11 protein-coding genes and 2 pseudogenes are annotated in these 19,200 nt (G+C 67.4%); all 13 read left to right on the forward strand.

Annotated elements, in window-relative coordinates; all coding sequences use genetic code 11:
* Positions 1-397: pseudogene (locus ACYVIP_RS17605) on the forward strand (hypothetical protein); the annotation flags it as partial.
* A complete protein-coding gene (locus ACYVIP_RS17610) occupies positions 394-1,524 on the forward strand; it encodes a CpaF family protein (protein ID WP_460397511.1) in 1,131 nt (376 codons plus the stop codon). The pseudogene ACYVIP_RS17605 and the gene ACYVIP_RS17610, both read left to right, overlap by 4 nt.
* Positions 1,521-2,378: a type II secretion system F family protein gene (locus ACYVIP_RS17615; protein WP_460397513.1), complete on the forward strand. Its 858-nt coding sequence runs from the start codon at positions 1,521-1,523 to the stop codon at positions 2,376-2,378. Before ACYVIP_RS17610 ends, ACYVIP_RS17615 begins: the two co-directional genes overlap by 4 nt.
* A gap of 11 nt (positions 2,379-2,389) precedes the next feature.
* Positions 2,390-3,295: a type II secretion system F family protein gene (locus tag ACYVIP_RS17620; RefSeq protein WP_460397515.1), complete on the forward strand. Its 906-nt coding sequence runs from the start codon at positions 2,390-2,392 to the stop codon at positions 3,293-3,295.
* 43 nt (positions 3,296-3,338) lie between these two features.
* Positions 3,339-3,590: a hypothetical protein gene (locus ACYVIP_RS17625; protein ID WP_460397517.1), complete on the forward strand. Its 252-nt coding sequence runs from the start codon at positions 3,339-3,341 to the stop codon at positions 3,588-3,590.
* Positions 3,587-3,865, forward strand: coding sequence for a TadE/TadG family type IV pilus assembly protein (locus ACYVIP_RS17630; RefSeq protein ID WP_460397519.1), 279 nt, complete (start codon positions 3,587-3,589; stop codon positions 3,863-3,865). The genes ACYVIP_RS17625 and ACYVIP_RS17630 overlap by 4 nt, the downstream gene beginning before the upstream one ends.
* A gap of 94 nt (positions 3,866-3,959) precedes the next feature.
* Positions 3,960-5,133 (forward strand): annotated as a pseudogene (locus ACYVIP_RS17635) (AAA family ATPase).
* Positions 5,134-5,181: 48 nt separating this feature from the next.
* Positions 5,182-6,402: a hypothetical protein gene (locus ACYVIP_RS17640; protein WP_460397521.1), complete on the forward strand. Its 1,221-nt coding sequence runs from the start codon at positions 5,182-5,184 to the stop codon at positions 6,400-6,402.
* Entirely contained in the window at positions 6,360-6,569 is a 210-nt protein-coding gene (locus ACYVIP_RS17645; RefSeq protein WP_460397523.1) for a hypothetical protein, read from the forward strand. Before ACYVIP_RS17640 ends, ACYVIP_RS17645 begins: the two co-directional genes overlap by 43 nt.
* A 119-nt stretch (positions 6,570-6,688) precedes the next feature.
* On the forward strand, positions 6,689-6,853 hold the full coding sequence (locus ACYVIP_RS17650) for a hypothetical protein (protein WP_460397525.1): 165 nt from the start codon (positions 6,689-6,691) through the stop codon (positions 6,851-6,853).
* 217 nt (positions 6,854-7,070) lie between these two features.
* Positions 7,071-7,652: a TetR/AcrR family transcriptional regulator gene (locus ACYVIP_RS17655; RefSeq protein ID WP_460397532.1), complete on the forward strand. Its 582-nt coding sequence runs from the start codon at positions 7,071-7,073 to the stop codon at positions 7,650-7,652.
* Positions 7,653-8,240: 588 nt separating this feature from the next.
* The gene (locus tag ACYVIP_RS17660) at positions 8,241-14,609 is read left to right on the forward strand and encodes a LamG domain-containing protein (protein WP_460397527.1); all 6,369 of its coding nucleotides are present in this window, start codon (positions 8,241-8,243) and stop codon (positions 14,607-14,609) included.
* Between the two features lie 27 nt (positions 14,610-14,636).
* A partial coding sequence (locus ACYVIP_RS17665) for a SpvB/TcaC N-terminal domain-containing protein (protein WP_460397529.1) occupies positions 14,637-19,200 on the forward strand: 4,564 nt, incomplete at its 3' end.

Consider the following 19,200-nt stretch of genomic DNA (forward strand, 5'->3'; position numbering starts at 1 on the left):
GCGCGGCGCGCTCATGCTGGCGCGGCCGGTCGCGCTCGGCCACCTGGCCACCAGCCTGGAAAAGGTCGACCTCTGGGCCATGCGCCCCGGCCTGCTGCTTGTCGGTCCTGGTTACTCGGCCGCCGAGGTCACCCGCGGGCTCGGTATCCCGGTCACGGCCACGATCCCGCTGGACCACCGCGGCGCCCACGCGTTCAGCGGCGGTGGTCTCGGCCCGCGACGTGGCCCGACCCGCTCCGCCCTCGGCCGAGCCACGCACCGCCTGGCCCGCTCCCTCACCGCACACCACCCCCAATCCACCGCGTCGCCTCTGGTGCCGGCGCGCGAGACACCGGTTCCCGTCGCGGGGTTCGATACCCGCTGGCGCGCCGCCGTCGACCTGGAGGACCGACCGTGACCACCACCCAGTACAGGCCCACGTCCGCCAGCGATCGCCTCCGCACCCACCTACGACAAGAACTCGCCCGTCAGCTGCCGACCGAGGTCGACGCCGCCCAGCACGTCGGCGAACACCCGGTCTCGCCCGCGCGGCGGGAGGAGTTGGCGCGCCGGATCCTCAACGACGCGGTCCGCGTCCACAGCGAACGCGAACTGCGGGAGAACCGCCTGCTGCTGGCGCCCGACGTCGAGCAGCGGGTGGTGGTCGAGGTGCTCAACGAACTGTTCGGCATGGCCGGTCTGCAGCCGCTGCTGGACGACCCGGACATCGAAACGATCAACATCAACGGACACGACCGAGTCCTGGTCCAGTACACCGGCGGCCGCCGCGCCCTGCTCGCACCCGTGGCCGACTCCGACGCCGGACTCCGTACGTTCCTCGCCGCTCTGGTCCGCGCCCGCCGGAACATCATCGTCACCGGCGGCACCAGCATCGGGAAAACGACCATGCTGCGGGCGTTGGCCAGCGAGATCGACCCGATGGAACGCCTGGTGACCATTGAGGACACCCGCGAACTCGGCCTGGACCACGATCCCGCCGCCCACGCCGACGTCGTCTCCCTCCAGGCCCGGGAGGCCAACATCGAGGGCGAGGGCGCGGTCACCCAGGCCGACCTCGTCCGATGGGCGCTGCGGATGAGCCCGGACCGGGTGATCGTCGGCGAGATCCGCGGCCCCGAGGTGGTCCCGATGTGTCTGGCGATGTCCCAGGGCAACGACGGCTCCCTGGCCACCCTGCACGCCTCGTCGTCTCGCAGCGCGTTCACCCGGCTCGCGTCCTATGCGGCGTTGGGAGCCGACCGCCTTCCGTTGGAGGCGACCAACCTGCTCGTCGGTGGCGCGGTGCACTTCATCGTCCACCTCGCCCACGCCACCGACGGGACCACCCGTGTCGTCTCGTCCATTCGGGAGGTTGTCGGCGCGGAGGGCGATCAGGTCATCTCCAACGAGATCTACCGCCCAGGACCCGACCGCCGCGCGATTCCCGTGGCCGGAGCGTTGCGCACCGAAACACTGCGGCAGCTCAACGACTCCGGACTCGACCCCGCGTTCCTCGAGTCCTCAGAGGACCGGTGGCGTAGATGAACACGACGACCGTGCTGTGCGCCTTCCTCGGCGCAGGTTTCGGCACCGGCCTCTGGCTGGTCCTGCGTGGGTGGCGGCGCACCCCACCACCGCCGTCGCGTGGTCGGCGCGGTGTGCGTGCGGCGATCGAGCAGCACCGAACGCGGGCCCTCGTCGCGGTGGTCGCGGGTGCGGCCGGGGGAGTGTTCACCGGATGGGTCATGGGTGCTTGCCTGATCACCTTCGCTGTCTGGACGCTGCCCACCCTCATCGGCTCCGACACAGCACACACCCGCCGGATAGCGCGTATCGAGGCGATCGCGACCTGGGCGGAGATGCTGCGCGACACCCTCGCCGCCGCGGCCGGGCTCGAGCAGGCCATCCTCGCCAGCGCACCCGTCGCCCCCACCGCGATCCACACCGAGATCACCGCGCTCGCGGTCCGGCTGGAAACCGGCCACCGCCTCGCCCCCAGCCTGCGACTGCTCGCCGACGACCTCGCCGACCCCACCGCGGACCTGGTGATCTCCTCCCTGCTGCTGGCCGCCACCCACCAGGCCCGCGCCCTGGCCGACCTCCTCGGCTCACTCGCCGCGACCGCCCGCGACCAGGCCACCATGCGAATGCGAGTCGACGCCAGCCGTGCCCGCGTCCGCACCAGCGTCCGCATCATCACCGGCGCCACCCTGGGTTTCGCCGGCCTGCTGATCGTGCTCAACCGTGACTACCTCGTCGCCTACGACACCGCCACCGGCCAACTCGTACTCCTCGCGGTCGGCGGCCTGTTCACCCTCGGGTTCCTCGCCCTCACCACGATCGCCACCTTCACCGAACCACCCCGCCTGCTCACCCCCGCACCGGGCACCACACCATGAACCCCGCGACCATGACCCCCGCGACGGACTTCGGACTCCTCCTGGGGTTCGGTGCCGGGCTCGGCACCGGCCTATGGGCCCTCACCATCTGGCTCGTCCCTCCCCGCCCGGCCCTGAACGCCGTGCTGCGCGCAAGCACCGAACCACCACCCCCGCCCTCACCTGTGACCGACGCGCGGTTGTTGACCAGGCTCACCCGCCCCGCCGCCGTGTTGCTTCACCGTCTGGGCCTCCCCAGGCCAGCGACGGTCCGGAACCTCGCGGTCCTCGACCGTGACCGCGACGACTTCCTCACCGAGACCGTCCTCTGGACCCTGGGCGGGATCCTCGTCCCCACCGTCGTGGTCACCGGCCTCACCGCGGCCGGCGCCGAGATCGGCCTCCAACTCCCGATCGCATTCACCGTCGGCGGCACCGTGACCGGATTCCTGCTGCCCGACCTCCGAGTCCGAAAGGCCGCCGCGCGGCGGCGGGCGGAGTTCCGGCACGCCTTGTCCACTTTCCTCGACCTCGTGGTGATCTCCCTGGCCGGCGGCGCCGGCGTGGACAGCGCCCTGAACGGGGCGGTCTCCATCGGCCACGGCTGGGCCTTCCACCACCTTCACCGCGCGCTCGCCACCGCCAGACTCACCCGCACCACACCCTGGTCAACCCTCGCCGACCTCGGCCGCGACCTCGACATCACCGAACTCACCGAACTCGCCGCCTCGGTATCCCTCGCCGGCACCGAAGGCGCCAAAGTCCGCAAATCCCTCACCGCCAAAGCCGCCGCCCTACGCGCTCACCACCTCACCGACGCCGAAAGCCAGGCGAACACCGCCACCGAACGCCTCAGCCTCCCGATGATGGCGCTGTTCCTCGGTTTCCTGACCTTCATCGCCTACCCCGCCGTCACCCAGATCCTCAACGGACTGTGAACCCACGACCTGAGCACACGACCACCAATCTAGGAGGAGACCAATGTGGACATCCATCATCCTGTTCACCCGCCAGCTGAAAACCCGCTGGCACAAGCTGAACGAGGATCCCGACGCCGGCTACACCTCCGAGACCGTGCTCACCACCGCACTGCTCGTGATCGGCGCCCTGCTGGCCATCGGCATCATCACGGCGAAAGTCCAGAGCGCGGCCAACAACATCGACCTCAGCACCAACCTCGGAGCCGACCGGGGTGTCGAGGTGGGTTACGTGATGCTGAGCGTGGCTCGATGAGCACCGAACTCGTCATCGCCGCACCCCTGCTGCTGGTGACACTCCTGCTGATCGTCCAGGCCGCGATGTGGGTGCATGCGACCAACAGGTCGCCGACTCCCGACTTCGACTTTTCGGTGTCGCTGACCTGCGGAGATCCCGGTGCGAGGCGATCGGAAAGGTGTGAGTGCCCGTCGACCTGTGGTTGCGGAAATGACTGCGGGCATTCACTCGAAAGAGTCGCGAAATGGCTGTTGGATATATTGCGTGGCGTATGGGGGAAGAGTCATAATTGAATTGTCGCCCGGGGAGTCCGGAAATCACACCGAATGCCACGCCCGGCGCGAGCCATGTCGAAATCATTACCGCCGCCCGAAGGGAACGCCCGCGATGACCACGCCCACCCAACCTCCCGCCACCCCGATCACTCCGGTGGGTGTGTCGGTTCCTCGACTGCGCAGCGGCGAACTGCGCGCGATGGTCGCCAAGGTCCTCGCCGACAAGGCGGGCCGCGACCTCACCCCGGGCCGCATCGCGCACATGTTGAACCGGTCGTCGGGGGCGGTGGGCAACGCCTGCAAGGTTGTTGGTGGACCGTGGGGAGGCTGAGGTCGCCTGGAGGACACCGCTGGCCTATCGCGCGACCACGGCCACGGCGTCCGCCGCCGCGCCCACGATCACCCCCGCCCCCTCCACCACGGGCACCACCCGCAGGCCGGTCCGACCGGTCAGGGCAGCCAGTTCGGCGGACCCAGTGACCGGGCCGGTGAAACGGCCGAACGGGATGGACTACCACCCCCGGTTGTTGTCGGGGATGCCGGACGTGACCGCGCTACGGCGGTTGCGGGACGCCGGGGTCGCCGCGCTGCTGTACGGGCCGCCCGGCACGGGCAAGACGTCGGTGGTGGAGGCGGCGTTCCCGGACTGCCTGACGGTTCAGGGTGACGGGGACACTGTGGTCGCTGATTTCGTGGGTGACTACACGAAGACCCCGGACGGGGAGTTCGTGTTCGTGCATGGCCCGCTGGTTCGCGCGATGCGCGGCGGGGTGCCGTTGTTTATCGACGACGCGACTCTGATCCCGCCCACGGTGTTGGCGGTGGTCTACCCGGCGATGGACGGCCGCCGCCAGATCGTGGTCAAGGCCAACGGTGGTGAGGTCGTGAACGCCGCGCCGGGGTTCTACGTGGTCGCCGGACACAATCCCGGCGTGCACGGGGCGGTGCTCACCGATGCCCTGTCATCCCGGTTCTCTGTGCACGTTCAGGTGTCCAGCGACTACGACCTCGCCGACCAGTTGGGCGTGGACATGAAGGCGGTGCGCGTCGCGCGCAACCTCGCCACCCGCCAGGAGAAGGGCGAGGTCGGGTGGGCGCCGCAGCTGCGGGAACTGTTGGCGTTCAAGAAGATCGCCGCCGTGTTGGGTACCGATGCCGCCGCCGGGAACCTCGTGGGTATCGCCCCGGAAGAGGACCGCGCCACCGTCGCCGCCGTGGTGCGCGACGCCTTCGGGCGCACCGTCGTCCCGCTGGCCCTGGGTGCCCGCATCACCACCACACCCTGACACCCCAACCCACCTGACAACCACGACTGTCGCGAAAGGACCACAACTGTGAGCCTCCACTTCACCGCCGACCCGAACGCCACCGGCGCCGCCGTGTTCCCCGCCCGCCCGGAATGGCTGACCCTGTCCGCCGCCTTCGCCGACGAGGTCCCCGTGATCGCTGACCGCGACGACCTGCTGGTCACCGTCGCCCCCGGTGCGGGAGGAGGTGCTCCGGCGTGTTTCTACCCCGCCCGCGCGTTGATCGAGGTCAACGGCGACCACCTCGGTGTGGACCCCGCCACCGTGGACCCCGCGAACCTGTCCGACCGCCCCCGCTACGCCCCGGCGTGGGGTGCCCTGACCCACGAATGCGGGCACGCGAAACACACCGTGTGGGAACCCCCCGACGATGCCGCGCCCGGCGTGGTCGCCGCCGCCATGCTGCTGGAAGAACCACGCATGGAAACCGCGCAGATCCGCCGCCGCCCGGACGACCGACACTGGTTGCGGGCGTGTGTGAAAGGCATCGTCGCCGCCGACCTGCACCTGTTCAGCAGCACCAGCACTGACCCCGCCACCGCCCCACAGATGACCCCGGCAGACGCCGCGCGCACCGCCGCGCTGCTGCTGGGACGCGCGGACGGCGGCGTGCTCACCCACACCGAGGTCGCCCCCGTCGCCCGTGTCATCCAGGACGTGCTCGGCGCCGAGACGCTGGGCAAACTGCGGGCGGTGTGGCGCACAGCGTTGCGCACCGCCGACGACGACGGCCAGACCATGCTCGACCTCGGGCGGCAGTGGTGCGACATCCTCGGCACCAACCCGAACACCCCCACCAACCCCGACCCGTCGGGCACCCCCGACCCGTCCGGCGCCACCCCCAGCACCGCCAACGTCCCCGCCGACCCGTCACCCTTGGCGGACGCGATCAGCGCCGTGCTGAACGGGGTCGCGGCGACAGCGGCGCGCGAGAAGGCCCCCGAAGACCCCGCCGCCGTGGCCGCCGCCGAGAAGGCCCAGGAGAACGCCGCCCACAAACAGGCGCGGCAGACAGCACGACGGGTGTTCGCCACCGGTGGTCCCCGGACAGGTCGCACCAAACGGCGGGCACCCGTCCGCCGACACCGGAGGAACGCACCGCCGCGCGGGTGCTGGCACGCGCGTTGGACACCGCCGGGATCCGGGAACGGGTCGCCACGCGCTCCACCTCGGAAGTGCCACCCGGGCGGCTGCGGATGCGCGGGGTGCGTGCCGCCGAAGCCCAACGCGCCGCCGGGGCGGTGGTGACCGCCGACCGGTTGCGCGCGTCCGGGTGCGCCGTGCTGTGGCTGACCACCAACACTCACGACACCCCACTTACCGGGGCGACCGTCCACGTACTGACCGACCCCACCACCACCGCCCGCACCATCGGACACGCCGCCACCACCGCCCTGCACGCCACCACCCGCTAACAGCCCGGTCACGGGGGCGGGAACCCCGCCCCCGTGACCGCCGAACCAATCCACTCACCGCCAAACCACACGACACCCCGCTCGACACCCTGCCGCACACACAATCCGAGGAAGCCACGATGACCGACACCACTTCCGCGACCGTGGGCGAGCTGATCGCCGCCCTTCACCGACTACGACCCCCGCCACCCCCTGTTCGGATCGTCACCGACGACGGGTGCGAGTTCATGGACCGCGGGATCGGCGCCGCGCTGGCCGCAGCCGGTGGGGGGACCTCGAGTTGATCAGGGAGGCGCAGGCGTCGGCCAACTACACCGCGCTTCTGACCATCGCATGCTTCGGGTTCGCGGCTTTGCTGATGGCGGTTCCCGATGCCGCGCGGCGCGGCGGCTGGTCGTGAGTCGTCGTCGGCGGTGTTCGCTGACGAGCCGAGTTGACTGAGAGCGGTGCCGGTGTCCGCCGAACTGGCGGGAACGGAAGAAGCAGCAGACGCGCCGTCGGATCCAGGACACGGCTGTCCGGCTGTTCGCCGAGCGTGGGTTCGAGCAGGTGCGGGTGTCCGAAGTGGCCTTGGAGGCGGAGGTGTCGGAGGCGACGGTCTTCAACTACTTCGCCACCAAGGAGGACCTCGTCTACGACGGCATGGCGGACTTCGCCGACGGGCTCGTCGAAGCGCTGCGGACCCGGCCGGCAGAAGAGTCGCTGCTGGCCGCGTTCCGCGCCTATGTCCTGCGGCCGCACGGTTTGGCCGAGGGTGACCAGGTGGTTGCCCGGATCGCGCAGGGTGCCCGGATCGTGGCGGACAGCCCGACGCTGCGGGCCCGTGAGCGGCAGGAGTTCGACCGGGCTACGCGCGCGCTGGCCGAGCTGATCGCGACCGAGAACGGCACCCGCGCGAACGACGTGGAGCCGTGGGTGATCGCGAACGCGCTGATGGGCGTGAACCGGGTGTTGACCGAGCTCGTCCACCGTCAGGCGCTGGCGGGCCACAGCGGCAAGCGGATCGCTCGGGACGTGCTCGCCCAGGGCCGGCGCGCGCTGGACGTCCTGGAAGAGGGCCTGGCAGGCTACGGGAACCGGTGAGGCGCGGCTGAGTTTCGGTGGGAAACCGCCTGTGTGGCGCAGGACTCACTGGAGTTGACTGTGGTTGGACCGTTCGGCGGCTGGGCTTTGGACAAGATTTTCCGGATCATTGGTGGGGTTTGTTGGTTCGCGTGATGTCGGGGCATGCGTCGGCCTGATGGGGAGTGGCTGGTCGTGTCTCGTTCGGCGTGGGGGCGTTCTGGTCTGCGTTCTTTGAGTTTGTTGCTCGTGGGGGCGCTTGCCTTCTCGGTCCTGTCGGGATCCTCGTTACCTCTGGTGGGAGGGCCGACGTCTGCGCCGTTGGTGGTGGAGGCGGCGGACGAGTCGGCGGCGATGGCAGCCGCGAGTGCGCAGGGTTCGCGGGTTGAGGTGGTGAGTCAGCGGACACCGACGCAGGCGGTGTACGCGAACCCGGGTGGAACGATGACAGCCGAGTTTTCGGTTGTGCCCACACGTGTTCAGCAGAATGGCCGGTGGGTGCCGGTCGACACCACCGTTGTTCGACAGAGGGACGGGACGGTTGGGCCGAGGGCGACTCTGGGGGGCCTGTCGTTGTCTGGTGGGGGTGCGCAGGCCCCGTTGGTTCGAATGGCGCAGGACGGCAAGTCGGTGGCTGTGTACTGGCCGGGAGTGTTGCCAGAGCCCCGAATGGACGGCGCCGTGGTGACCTACCCGGGTGTGTTGTCCGGCGTCGATCTGGTGATGCGTGTGGAACCGAACGGGTACTCGCAGCATCTTGTGGTGCGCACGGCGGAGGCGGCTCGTAATCCAGCGTTGGCGCGTCTTGCGTTCCGTATCGAGGCTGTAGGCCTTCGCGTGAGGGCGGACGAGGATGGGGCGTTGACGGCGGCGGACTTCTCTGGTGCGCCGGTGTTCGAAGCGGCGGTGTCGGTTATGTGGGACTCGAGTGGGCCTACGCCGTCGAATCCTGCGACCGCGCGGTCGGCCCCGGTGGGTGTGACAGTGGAGAAGGGGTCGCTGGTGTTGCGGCCTGACCTGAGGTTTCTGGCTGACCCGGCTGTGGTGTATCCGGTGACGATCGACCCGAAGCTGTTGACGGTCAGTAGAACCAACTGGGCGACGGTATTGAGTGGCAATCGGAGCACGCCCTACTGGTGGACGAGTGGTTCACCGCCGTGGGCGCAGGTTGGTCAGTGCTATACGGCGAGCAGGGAGTGCAACGGCATCGGGGAGGCCCGTACTTACTACCAGTTCAACACGAGCAGCATCGCGGGGAAGAATATTATCAACACGGAGTTCAGGGCAGAGGTGGTGCACAGCCCGAACTGTTCGGCGCAGAACCACGAACTTTATGTGGTATCCGGGGCGCAGGTCAACGGGAGCACTACATGGGACAACATGCCACCTGGCGGGTTGTTGAAAGTCTCGTCTGTGCAAGGCGTATGGGATTCCTGCCCTGGTCGGAAGCCGGTGGGGTTCGCATTTCCAGCAGGGCATGAGGCAGATGGAATCGGCGCTGTCACTACGTACTTCGTAAAAGCGCAGGATACTGGAAATCAGGCCGCGTGGCGGAAGTACGACCCGACCAAGACGAAGTTGTCGGTCACGTACAACACCGCGCCCAGCACGCCGGAGTTGGTGGCTACGGACCCGCCGACAACCTCGGCATGCAGGTGGTGCGGCGGTGTTCCTTATGTCGGCGATTCATCGATCCGGTTGCTGACGCGGCTTCGTGACCCCGATGGCGACAAGCTGCGGGCGAAGTGGCGGACCAAGATCGACGGCGTGGAGACCGCGTGGGACGGGTCCGCTCTGCAGAGCTCCGGGGCCACACATGACGCCACCGTGAATCTCACTGACAAGCATGGCAAGACGGTGCAGTGGTGGGTACACGGTTTTGATGGGGTGGATCTGTCACCGCATGGGTGGGCCAAGACATTCGCGGTTGATCGGCAGCCGCCGACACAACTGCCCGATGTGTCCAGTGTGGAATATCCAGATGACAACAGGTGGCACGGTGGTGTCGGGGTAGCCGGCACATTCACGTTCACCGCGAACGGCGCCACCGACATCGATCACTATCTGTACGGGTGGTCGGCGGAGCCGTCGACGAGGATCGACGCGGTTGGTCGTTTGAGCGGTGATGCGAGTATGCGGTTGGAGCCACCGGGTGATGGGCCTCGCACGTTGTATGTGCGGAGTGTGGATCGGGCCGGGCACCGGGGTCCGACTGTGGAGTATCGGATCTATGTTCGTGCGGGGAATGGTGCGTTGTCACAGTGGTCGTTCGAGGGCAATGCCGACGACACCGCGTTCCTGGGGGACCGGCATGGCACAGTGCATGGCTCGTCGACGTATGTTCCTGGCGCGGAGGGCAACGCGATCCAGTTGACCGACGGCGATCACATGACGGCTCCGAACACCGTAGACCCGCGGGGCAGTTTCTCTGTGTCGGCGTGGGTCCAGGTCGATGACCCGATGGGCACGCATACCGCGGTAAGTCAGGACGGCGTAAACAGTGGCGCCTTCCAGCTCGGATATCGGGCTGAGGGGGCGGGTGCGGGGTGGTACTTCGTGTTGCCGCGCGCGGACGGCAACAGCCCTGTGATGGACGAGGTCCGGGTGCCGGGCACGGCCTTGCCGAACACCTGGACGCACCTGGCAGGTGTCTACGACGCCAAGACCGACACGGCCACGCTCTATGTCAACGGGACGGGTCTCGGCGTCTCGCACTCCTCGACGTGGCAGTCGACCGGTGTCGTGCGGATCGGCGGCGCCCTGGTTGGCGGGACAGTGGGGAACCACTGGCGTGGCCTGGTTGACGAGGTGCGGATGTATGACCGGGTGTTGTCGCAGACCGAGGTCGAGGCCGCGGTGAGTGCCTCGGATGTGAAGGTCGCGGACTGGCAGTTCGAGGAAGAGACAGGCAGGACTGTTCGGAACTCGGTGGAGGGCGGCCCGATGGCCGTGCTCACCGAGGAGGGGGCCTCGTTCGAGGAGGACGAGGAAAGCGGCAACGGGGTACTGCGACTGGATGGCGGCTACGCCGAGACCGATGGTCCACTGGTGCGCACCGATCAGAGTTTCTCCATGGTGGCACGGGTGTCGATGGATGAGGTCAGTGACGGCACCTACACCGTCCTCAGCCAGGACGGCGCCAACACCTGCGGCTTCTGCCTGAGCTACGAACAGGCGAGCGGTTCCCGCCAATGGGCCTTCACGATGCCGCGGTCCGATGTGGACAACCCGGACAGCTACGACACCGTCAGAATGCCCATGACTCAGGCCGAGGAAGGCTCGACGCACCTCGCTGCGGTGTACAACGCGCCCACTGGCGAGCTGCGGCTCTTTGTGGACGGTGTCGCGGCGTCATCGACCCCGCCGCCTCGCACGAGGTGGCACGCAGCGGGCAAGTTCGCGCTCGGTCGAACGTTGGACAGTGGTCACGACGCACAGTTGCTGCGTGGCTGGATTGACGAGGCTCGGGTCTACAGCCGAGCGATCTCCCAGGACGAGGTCCGCGGTCTCCTCGCCGCTGACGGGGTCACCGCCGGCAGCTGGGAACTTGACGGCAACGCCAACGATGCCACCGACCCCGAGCGCAACGGTGTGCTGCATGGTACTCCCGAGTGGGCTGCGGGACAGACCAGCAGTCCGGCGCCCGGCGATCTGGCGGTGCGACTCAACGGCGACAACCAGTACATTTCCGTTGGCCGCCCTGTGGTGGCCACCAACGTGAGTTTCTCGGTGACCGCCTGGGCACGGCTCGACGAGCTCGGCGGCACGGCCATGGTGGTGTCCCAGGACGGGACGAACCGCAGCGGATTCTCTCTTGGCGCCTTACCTGACGGGCGATGGGCGTTCACGGCGCCAAAGGCGGACACGGCCAGTGCCGGGGCGGACCGTGCGGTCAGCCTGGCGGCGGCCACCCAGGTCGGGGTCTGGACCCATCTCGCCGGGGTGTACAGCCAGGATCGAAGAACGCTGGAATTGTATGTCAATGGCAGTCCGGCTGGGTCCGCAAGCCATACCGAAGTCGCCACAGCAGGGGCGTTGGCGATCGGTCGCGCGAAGTTGACCGCAACCCAGCACGGTGACTACTTCCCCGGCGCGATCGACGACGTGAACGTGTACAGCCGTACGTTGTTCGCCAGTGAGGTGCACACGTTGGCTGGGCGAGACCTGAGTCTGGTGCACCACTGGCAACTCGATGAGAACGCCGGTAGGGCGGCGGCGGACGCGGTTGGTGGGCGGGGCGGCACGCTGCAGGGCGGGGCGAGTTTCGAACCGAGCTGGGTGGGCAACGGCGTGTCGTTGAACGGGACCGACGCCGCGATCTCCACCAACGGTGTCGACCTGCAGACCGACAAGAGCTTCACAGTGGGCGCGTGGGTGCGATTCAACCCTACGGAATGCGATCTCCCTGCGGTGCTTCAGTGTATGTCGACGGCAGTCAGCGCCGACGGTGATGAGACAAGCAAGTTCCGTTTGGGGCACGTGGCGGACACGCAGTTCGGGCGACGGGGGAAGTGGGTGTTCGAGATGCCCACTGCGGATGCCGGTGATGGCGTGCAGCTTGAGCAGGCGGCGTTGTCAGTGACTGATGCCGAGGTCGACAGGTGGGTCCATCTGGTGGGCGTGTACGACGCGCCGATGAAGAAGATCTGGTTGTACGTCAACGGTAATCGGGTTGATGACGGCACCTTGGAGTCGGCGTGGTCGGCGACCGGTGGGTTGCAGATCGGTCGGGGTAAGGTGTCGGGTGAGCCAGGTCAGTACTGGCCCGGTGGGGTCGATGACGTGCGGCTGTACGCGGGTGTGCAGGACAGGGATCGGGTGACGTCCTGGGTCGGGTCGTATCCATCGGCGCCTCCGGCGCCGGAGGCGCCGCAACCTGATGCGGGCTACTGGACGTTTGACGAAGGCACCGGTAGCAGTGCGGTCGATGTCGAGGGACATCGTCATCTCACCTTGTACGGGGGTGCTGGGTGGCTGCCGGCGCGCAGCGCGTGGGGCGGCGCGTTCGACGGTGTCGACGCCTATGCCGAGACCGTTGGGCCGGTAGTCGATACCAGTGGGAGTTTCTCGATCTCGGCGTGGGCATCGGCGAGTACCTCGAGTGGGCTGGGCACGGTGTTGGGTCAGGATGGTGATGAGGTGAGTGCGTTCGTCGTCCAGTACCGGCCAAGCGATTCCCGGTGGGTGGTTCGCGTGCCGACTGGTGACGGAGTGGTGACGCTGGTGTCGACGGAGGCGGCGACTACCTCTCAGCAGACGCATCTCACGGTCACTTATGACGCCGAGCAAGACGGCCGGCTTCGTTTGTACGTGAACGGGAGTGTGTCCGCGGTGCGGTTGGGCGTGCAGGTGCCGGCGAGTGCTGGGCCGTTCTCGGTTGGGCGGTCTCTTGTGGATGGACAGCACGCCGAGTTCCTCAACGGACGTGTCGACGACATCCGGGCGTTCAGTCGGGTCCTGACCGACGGGGAGATCCGCAAGGTCTACGACGACGTGTATCTGTCGGTGCAGGGAAACTGGCGCTTCGACGGCGCTGCGATCGATGACTCGTTCCGACAGAACCCCACCACCTTGTCCGGTTCGCCGTCCTATGTGTCGGGTGTGAACGGGCAGGCGTTGCGACTCAATGGCACTACCCAGGCCGCGACCACGCAGCGCTTCGGTGTCTCGATGACCGCCAGTTTCACGGCGTCGGCGTGGGTGAGGTTGACCGCTACCGACCGGGTGCAGACGGTGTTGGGGCAGGACGGCACCCGGACGAGCGGGTATGTCCTGCAGTACCGGCCCGAGTTGAACCGGTGGGTGTTCGGTGCACCCACACAGGACGCCGATGGTGCGGCGCTCGTGTCGGCGACCTCATCGCTGCCACCGACACCGCGGATGTGGACACATCTGACGGGTGTCTATGACTATCCGACGCGCCAGTTGAGGCTGTATGTGGATGGTGTGTTGACCGGTTCGCGGAACAATGTGTTGTTGTGGCCGGCGTCGGGCGGGCTCACCGTCGGACGGGGCAAGACCGATGGCCAGCCGGCTCAGTTCCTCGCTGGCGATGTCGACGAGGTGACGATCGACCTGGGTGCGGCGGCTGAGTCGGAGATCCTGCGGCGCGCGTCGTTCCCGGCGCCACCGGCGGGCCAGTTGGGACGGTTCGCCAATGGACGGGGTGATCACTACACAGCCAGCACAGATCTACCCGCGCCTGCCGGGTATCACCTCGTGGCGTCGTTGGGTGGCCTGGCCCCTGCCGATGGGCTGAACACCAGAGTCCTGTACGCGTGCCAGGTCGGCACCGACGTGTTCACCAGCGCGAACCCGAACTGCGAGGGTCAGACAGTCCTTGGCGAGGCCGGCCGCGTGTACGACACTCCGCCGGAGAGCCCGCAGACGGTGCCGTTGTACCGGTGCAACAACGGCGCGGACCATTTTGAGTCCTTGGATCCGTTGTGCGGCAACAACGGAACTCAGGAGGCGCAGCTTGGCTACACCGTCGGCTACGCCCCGTTCGCCCGCTACAACACCCCGCAGGGTTGGGACCACGCCAGCACGGTCCACGGCGTGCCACCGGGCTACCGAACGGTGGCCGCGCAGGGCCTCACCTCGTTGGTCGCGGTGCCTGGCGGGCACGAGTTGTTCAACTGTCGTGACGGCATGGACCTGTTCGTGTCCGACGACGCCGCATGCGAGGGCAAAACCGTGGTGTCGAGCATCGGATGGGCATGGGCGGAACCGCCGGACAGGGTTCCGAGCGTCCCGATACATCGGTGTGAGGCCGACTCCCAGTCGTTCGTGGCGTGGTCAGAGGAGTGTGAGGGTCAGACCGTGGACCGCGCGTTGGGTTATCTCGTGACAGTCGTTCCTGGACTGGAGCCGGTGGAGGAACCTGCCGTTCGACCCGACACACCAGATACGGAAACACCGGAAGTGGAGTCACGGGCCGGTACCCGGCCACCGTTCGTGGTCGGCTGGGTTATCTGAGGAGACACAGTGCGTTCCTTGCCGCGTGTGAGCCGGGTTTCCCGGTTCGGCCTGTCCGTTGTGTTGACCGCGGCGTTGGTGCCGTTGGTGCCCTTGGCGAATGCCGGGGTCGCCTCGGCCGAAGGTGGCCCGTCGGATCCGTTACCCCCGGTGCACTCGGTTTCGGTCACGTCACTGTCCATGGGAACCAGGCCGCCGGACGACGTGAGCGGTGACGCGCTGAACGAGGACCAGGCGCCGGAGACCGTCAATCCTGGTGCGGGGACGCACACGGCGACGTCGTTGTCGCCGTCTGCGACGTGGGACGTTTCCGGGCATACCGGGGATTTCTCCTGGTCCTATCCGCTGCGGGTGCCACCGGCGCCGGGTGGGTTCGAGCCGGGGTTGGCGTTGTCCTACCGGTCCTCGGCTGTGGACGGGCGGACGAGCGCGACGAACAACCAGGCATCGTGGGTCGGGGACGGCTGGGACCTGTCCGCCGGGTTCGTCGAGCGCACCTATGGGGCGTGTGCGGAGGACGAGGACGGGGGAACCACCCCACCGGAGACGGGCGACTTGTGCTGGCGTAGCGACAATGCCACCGCCTCGTTCGCCGGCGGCAGCGGGATGCTGATCGGGAACGACCAGGACGGATGGCGGATCAAGGACGACAACGCCGCCAAGGTCCAGCGGCTCTATGATGCGGCGAACGGCGATGACAACGGGGAGCACTGGCGGATCACCACCGTCGATGGCACCCAGTACCTGTTCGGCTCTCAACCCGCGTCGAGTTCGACGTGGACCGTGCCGGTGTTCGGTGACGACGTGAACGACCCGTGCTACGACGCGCAGTTCGCCGAGGCGCATTGTGCGCAGGCCTATCGGTGGAACCTGGACAAGGTGATCGATCGGCACGGCAACGTGATCCGCTACTTCTACGATGTCGAGACCAACAAGTACGGCATGAACATGGCCGACACCGGCGTGTCCTACACCCGGGACGGGACGCTGCGGCGGGTCGAGTACGGGTTGCGCGACGACCTGCCGAACAACCCGGCCACCGGTCTCGTGGAGTTCACCACGACGAACCGGTGTGTGAAGAACAGCGTCTGCACCCACGAGAAGCCATTGAACTGGCCGGACACCCCGCTCAAGGAACGGTGCACCGGGACGACCTGCGCGGACAAACACGCGCCGACGTTCTGGTCGACCCAGAAGCTGTCGACGATTACCGCCCGAGTGTGGAACGGCACCGACTACACGAACGTGAGCCGATGGGACCTCGGACATGAGTTCCCCGATCCGGGTGACGGCGAGTTGGCCGCGTTGTGGTTGCGCAGCATCACCCACACCGGTCTGGTCGGTGACGAGGTTCCGTTGCCAGCGGTCACATTCGAAGGCACGGCGATGGCCAACCGGGTCTACCGCGCTGACGGTGCGGGTTGGTTGAACCGCTACCGCATCACCGGGATCGTGTCCGAAACCGGTGGTGTCACCTCGATCAACTACGCGGCCCCGCAGTGCCGCGAGGGCGGCCCGATGCCCACCCTGCCGGAGACCAACCAACTGCGATGTTTCCCGGCCCGGTGGGTGAAGGAGAACTGGGCCGAACGTCAGGACTACTTCCACAAGTACGTGGTCGAACAGGTGGTGCAGTCGGATCGCCTGTCGACCAGTACCGCACAGGTCACCAGCTACGAGTACCTGGACGGCGCCGCGTGGCACTGGGACACCTCGGAGTTCATTCCGGAGAAGAAGAAAACCTGGAACGAGTTCCGGGGTTTCGGCAGGGTGCGGATCAAGTCCGGGTCACCGGACGATCTTGCCGGCCCGGTCAGCATGGTCGAGAAACGGTTCTACCGTGGTATGGACGGCGACGGCCCACCATCCGATACACGTCCGCTGGTGAACGTAACGGATTCGATCGGGGGCAGCTACCGGGACCGCGACTGGCTGGCCGGGTTCGGTTTCGAGACCACCGTGTTCAACGGTGTCGGTGACTCAGTAGTCAGCAGGTCGATCACTGAACCATGGTCACGGGGCCCGACCGCGGAACGCGACCCTTACAAGGCCTACATCGTGCGCACGGGTGTGGAACGCGGCTACACCGCGCTCGCGGCCGGTGATTGGCGCACCACCAGATCCGAAACCGACTACAACGACGATGGCCTGGCGATCAAGGTCAACGACCTGGGTGACACTGACATTGTCGGCGATGATCGCTGCACCCGCACCACTTATGTTCGCAACACGGACAAGTGGATGCTGTCCTTCCCGTCCGAAACCACGACGGTGTCTGTCCACTGCGGGCAGACACCGACGCTGCCGACGCAGGCGATCACCGCCACCCGCACGTCCTACGACGGTCAGGCCGCCGGCGTCGCGCCCACGACCGGGAACGTGACCAGGGCCGAGGTCGCCGACACCTGGCCGGCGACCGGCCCGAACTACTCGGTCGTGGCGTCCTCGACCTATGACCGCCACGGCCGTGTCCTCGCCGCCACCAACGCGCTTGGCAAGACGACCACCACGGCCTACACCCCGGCCGTGGGCGGTCCGCACACCCAGACGAAAGTGACCAGCCCGCCCACGCTGGCGGTGCCGGCCGGTTTGGTCACGACCTCCACGTTCGAGCCGGCGTTTGGCCAGCCGATCAAGGTCGTGGACCCCAACAACCTCCTGGTGGAGGCCACCTACGATTCGCTGGGCCGCAAGACCGAGGTATGGCTTCCGAACCTGCGACGACAGTTCGGATCCAGCGGAAATTTCAGGTTCCGCTACCTTATCCGCAACAACGCCCCCAGCGTGGTGACCACCGACAAGCTCAGCGCTAATGGCGGTCGTTACGTCACCACGAACGAATTCTTTGACGGCCTGTTGCGTAAACGGCAGGCTCAGACCATCGCTGTTGGTGGCGGCCGGTTGATGATCGATACCCGCTATGACTCGCAGGGCCGGGTGTTCAAGCAGACTCAGCCGTATTTCAACAACGCGCCGGTGGACACCACATTGTGGGTTGCCTCCGATGTGGAGGTTCCGGGGCTGACCCGCACCGAGTACGACGGCGCCGGGCGTGTGGTCGAGCAGGTCTACCAGGGCGGCGCGGTGGAGAAGTGGCGCACCAGCACCAGGTACGACGGTGACCGCGTACATGTCACACCCCCCGACGGGGACACGCCGACCACCACCATCACCGACGCCCGCGGCCAAACCACCGAACTACGCCAGTACGCCGCGGACACCCCGACCGGCGACGACTTCGACGCCACCCACTACACCCACACCCCCGCCGGAGAGCTCGCGACCGTCACCGACCCGGGCGACAACATGTGGCGCTACGGCTATGACCTCCGCGGCCGGCAGACCAGCGTCCAGGACCCCGACAAGGGCGACAGTACCTATACCTACGACAACGCCGACCAGCTGACGTCGGTGACCGACGCACGCGATTCCACGGTGGCCTACGTCTACGACGCGCTCGGCCGCCGCACCGCCGTTCACGAAGACTCCGTTGATGGCACCAAGCTGGCCGAGTGGCTGTATGACACCGCCTTCTTCGGCAAAGGCCTATTGGCGTCCTCGACACGGTGGACCAACGGCCACCCGTACACCACGACGATCGACGGCTACTCCGGCCTGTATCAACCGGACATGGTCATCACCTCCATCCCGCAGGTGGAAGGCCAGCTGGCCGGGAACTACACCTGGTACGGCAGCTTCAACACCGACGGCACCCTCTCCGGCGAGGACTACCCGGCGGCTGGCGGGCTCAGCTCGGAGACCGTCAACTACGTGGTGGACGACCTGGGCCGGCCGTTGTCCAGTTCCGGCGCGTACAACGGCACGGTCGAGCTGGTCACCGACACCAACTACTCCCGCTACGGCGAGACCGAGCGAATCACGTTGGGGGAGGGGCTGCGGGCGTGGTTGTCGTACTACTACGAGGACCACACCAGAAGGCTGAAGCGCACCGTGGTGGACGCCGAGGTCCCGAACCCGATGCAGGCCGACCTGCGCTACACCTACGACCCGGCCGGCAACATCACCTCCGTCGCCGACACTCCCGCCGGCCTGCCGCAGGACACCCAGTGCTTCCGCTACGACCACCTCCGACGGCTCACCGAAGCGTGGACCCCGACCACCGACTGCGCCTCCGACCCGAGCAGCCCGGGGTTGGCTGGTGCGGCGCCGTACTGGCATTCCTACAGCTACGACAGCACCGGCAACCGGGTCTCCGAGACCCAACACGCCACCCCGGGCGCCGTGACCTCGGACATAACCCGCTCCTACGCCTACACCGGACACCGTCTGGACACCGTGACCACCGCCAACCCCGGCGGCACCCGGGTCGACGAGTACGGCTACGACCCCGCTGGGAATACCACCAGCCGCGCCCTCGCCGGCCAGGACGAAACCCTCACCTGGTCCCCCGAGGGCCATCTGGCGTCGGTGAACAAGGACGGACAGACCACGTCGTTCGTCTACAACGCGGACGGGCAGCGCCTGCTGCGCCGCGACGCCTCGGGCACCACCCTGTTCGTGGGCAAACAGGAAGTCGAGTGGACCAAGAGCACCAACAGTGTCCGCGCCACCCGCTACTACACCCAGGGCG

Source organism: Actinophytocola sediminis, assembly GCF_054779715.1.

Bases quoted from the DNA above. Each gene is read 5' to 3' on its own strand.
- ACYVIP_RS17660 (WP_460397527.1), top strand. From the start codon at position 8,241: ATGGCGCAGGACGGCAAGTCGGTGGCTGTGTACTGGCCGGGAGTGTTG.
- ACYVIP_RS17630 (WP_460397519.1), top strand. From the start codon at position 3,587: ATGAGCACCGAACTCGTCATCGCCGCACCCCTGCTGCTGGTGACACTC.
- ACYVIP_RS17620 (WP_460397515.1), top strand. From the start codon at position 2,390: ATGACCCCCGCGACGGACTTCGGACTCCTCCTGGGGTTCGGTGCCGGG.
- ACYVIP_RS17615 (WP_460397513.1), top strand. From the start codon at position 1,521: ATGAACACGACGACCGTGCTGTGCGCCTTCCTCGGCGCAGGTTTCGGC.
- ACYVIP_RS17650 (WP_460397525.1), top strand. From the start codon at position 6,689: ATGACCGACACCACTTCCGCGACCGTGGGCGAGCTGATCGCCGCCCTT.
- ACYVIP_RS17625 (WP_460397517.1), top strand. From the start codon at position 3,339: ATGTGGACATCCATCATCCTGTTCACCCGCCAGCTGAAAACCCGCTGG.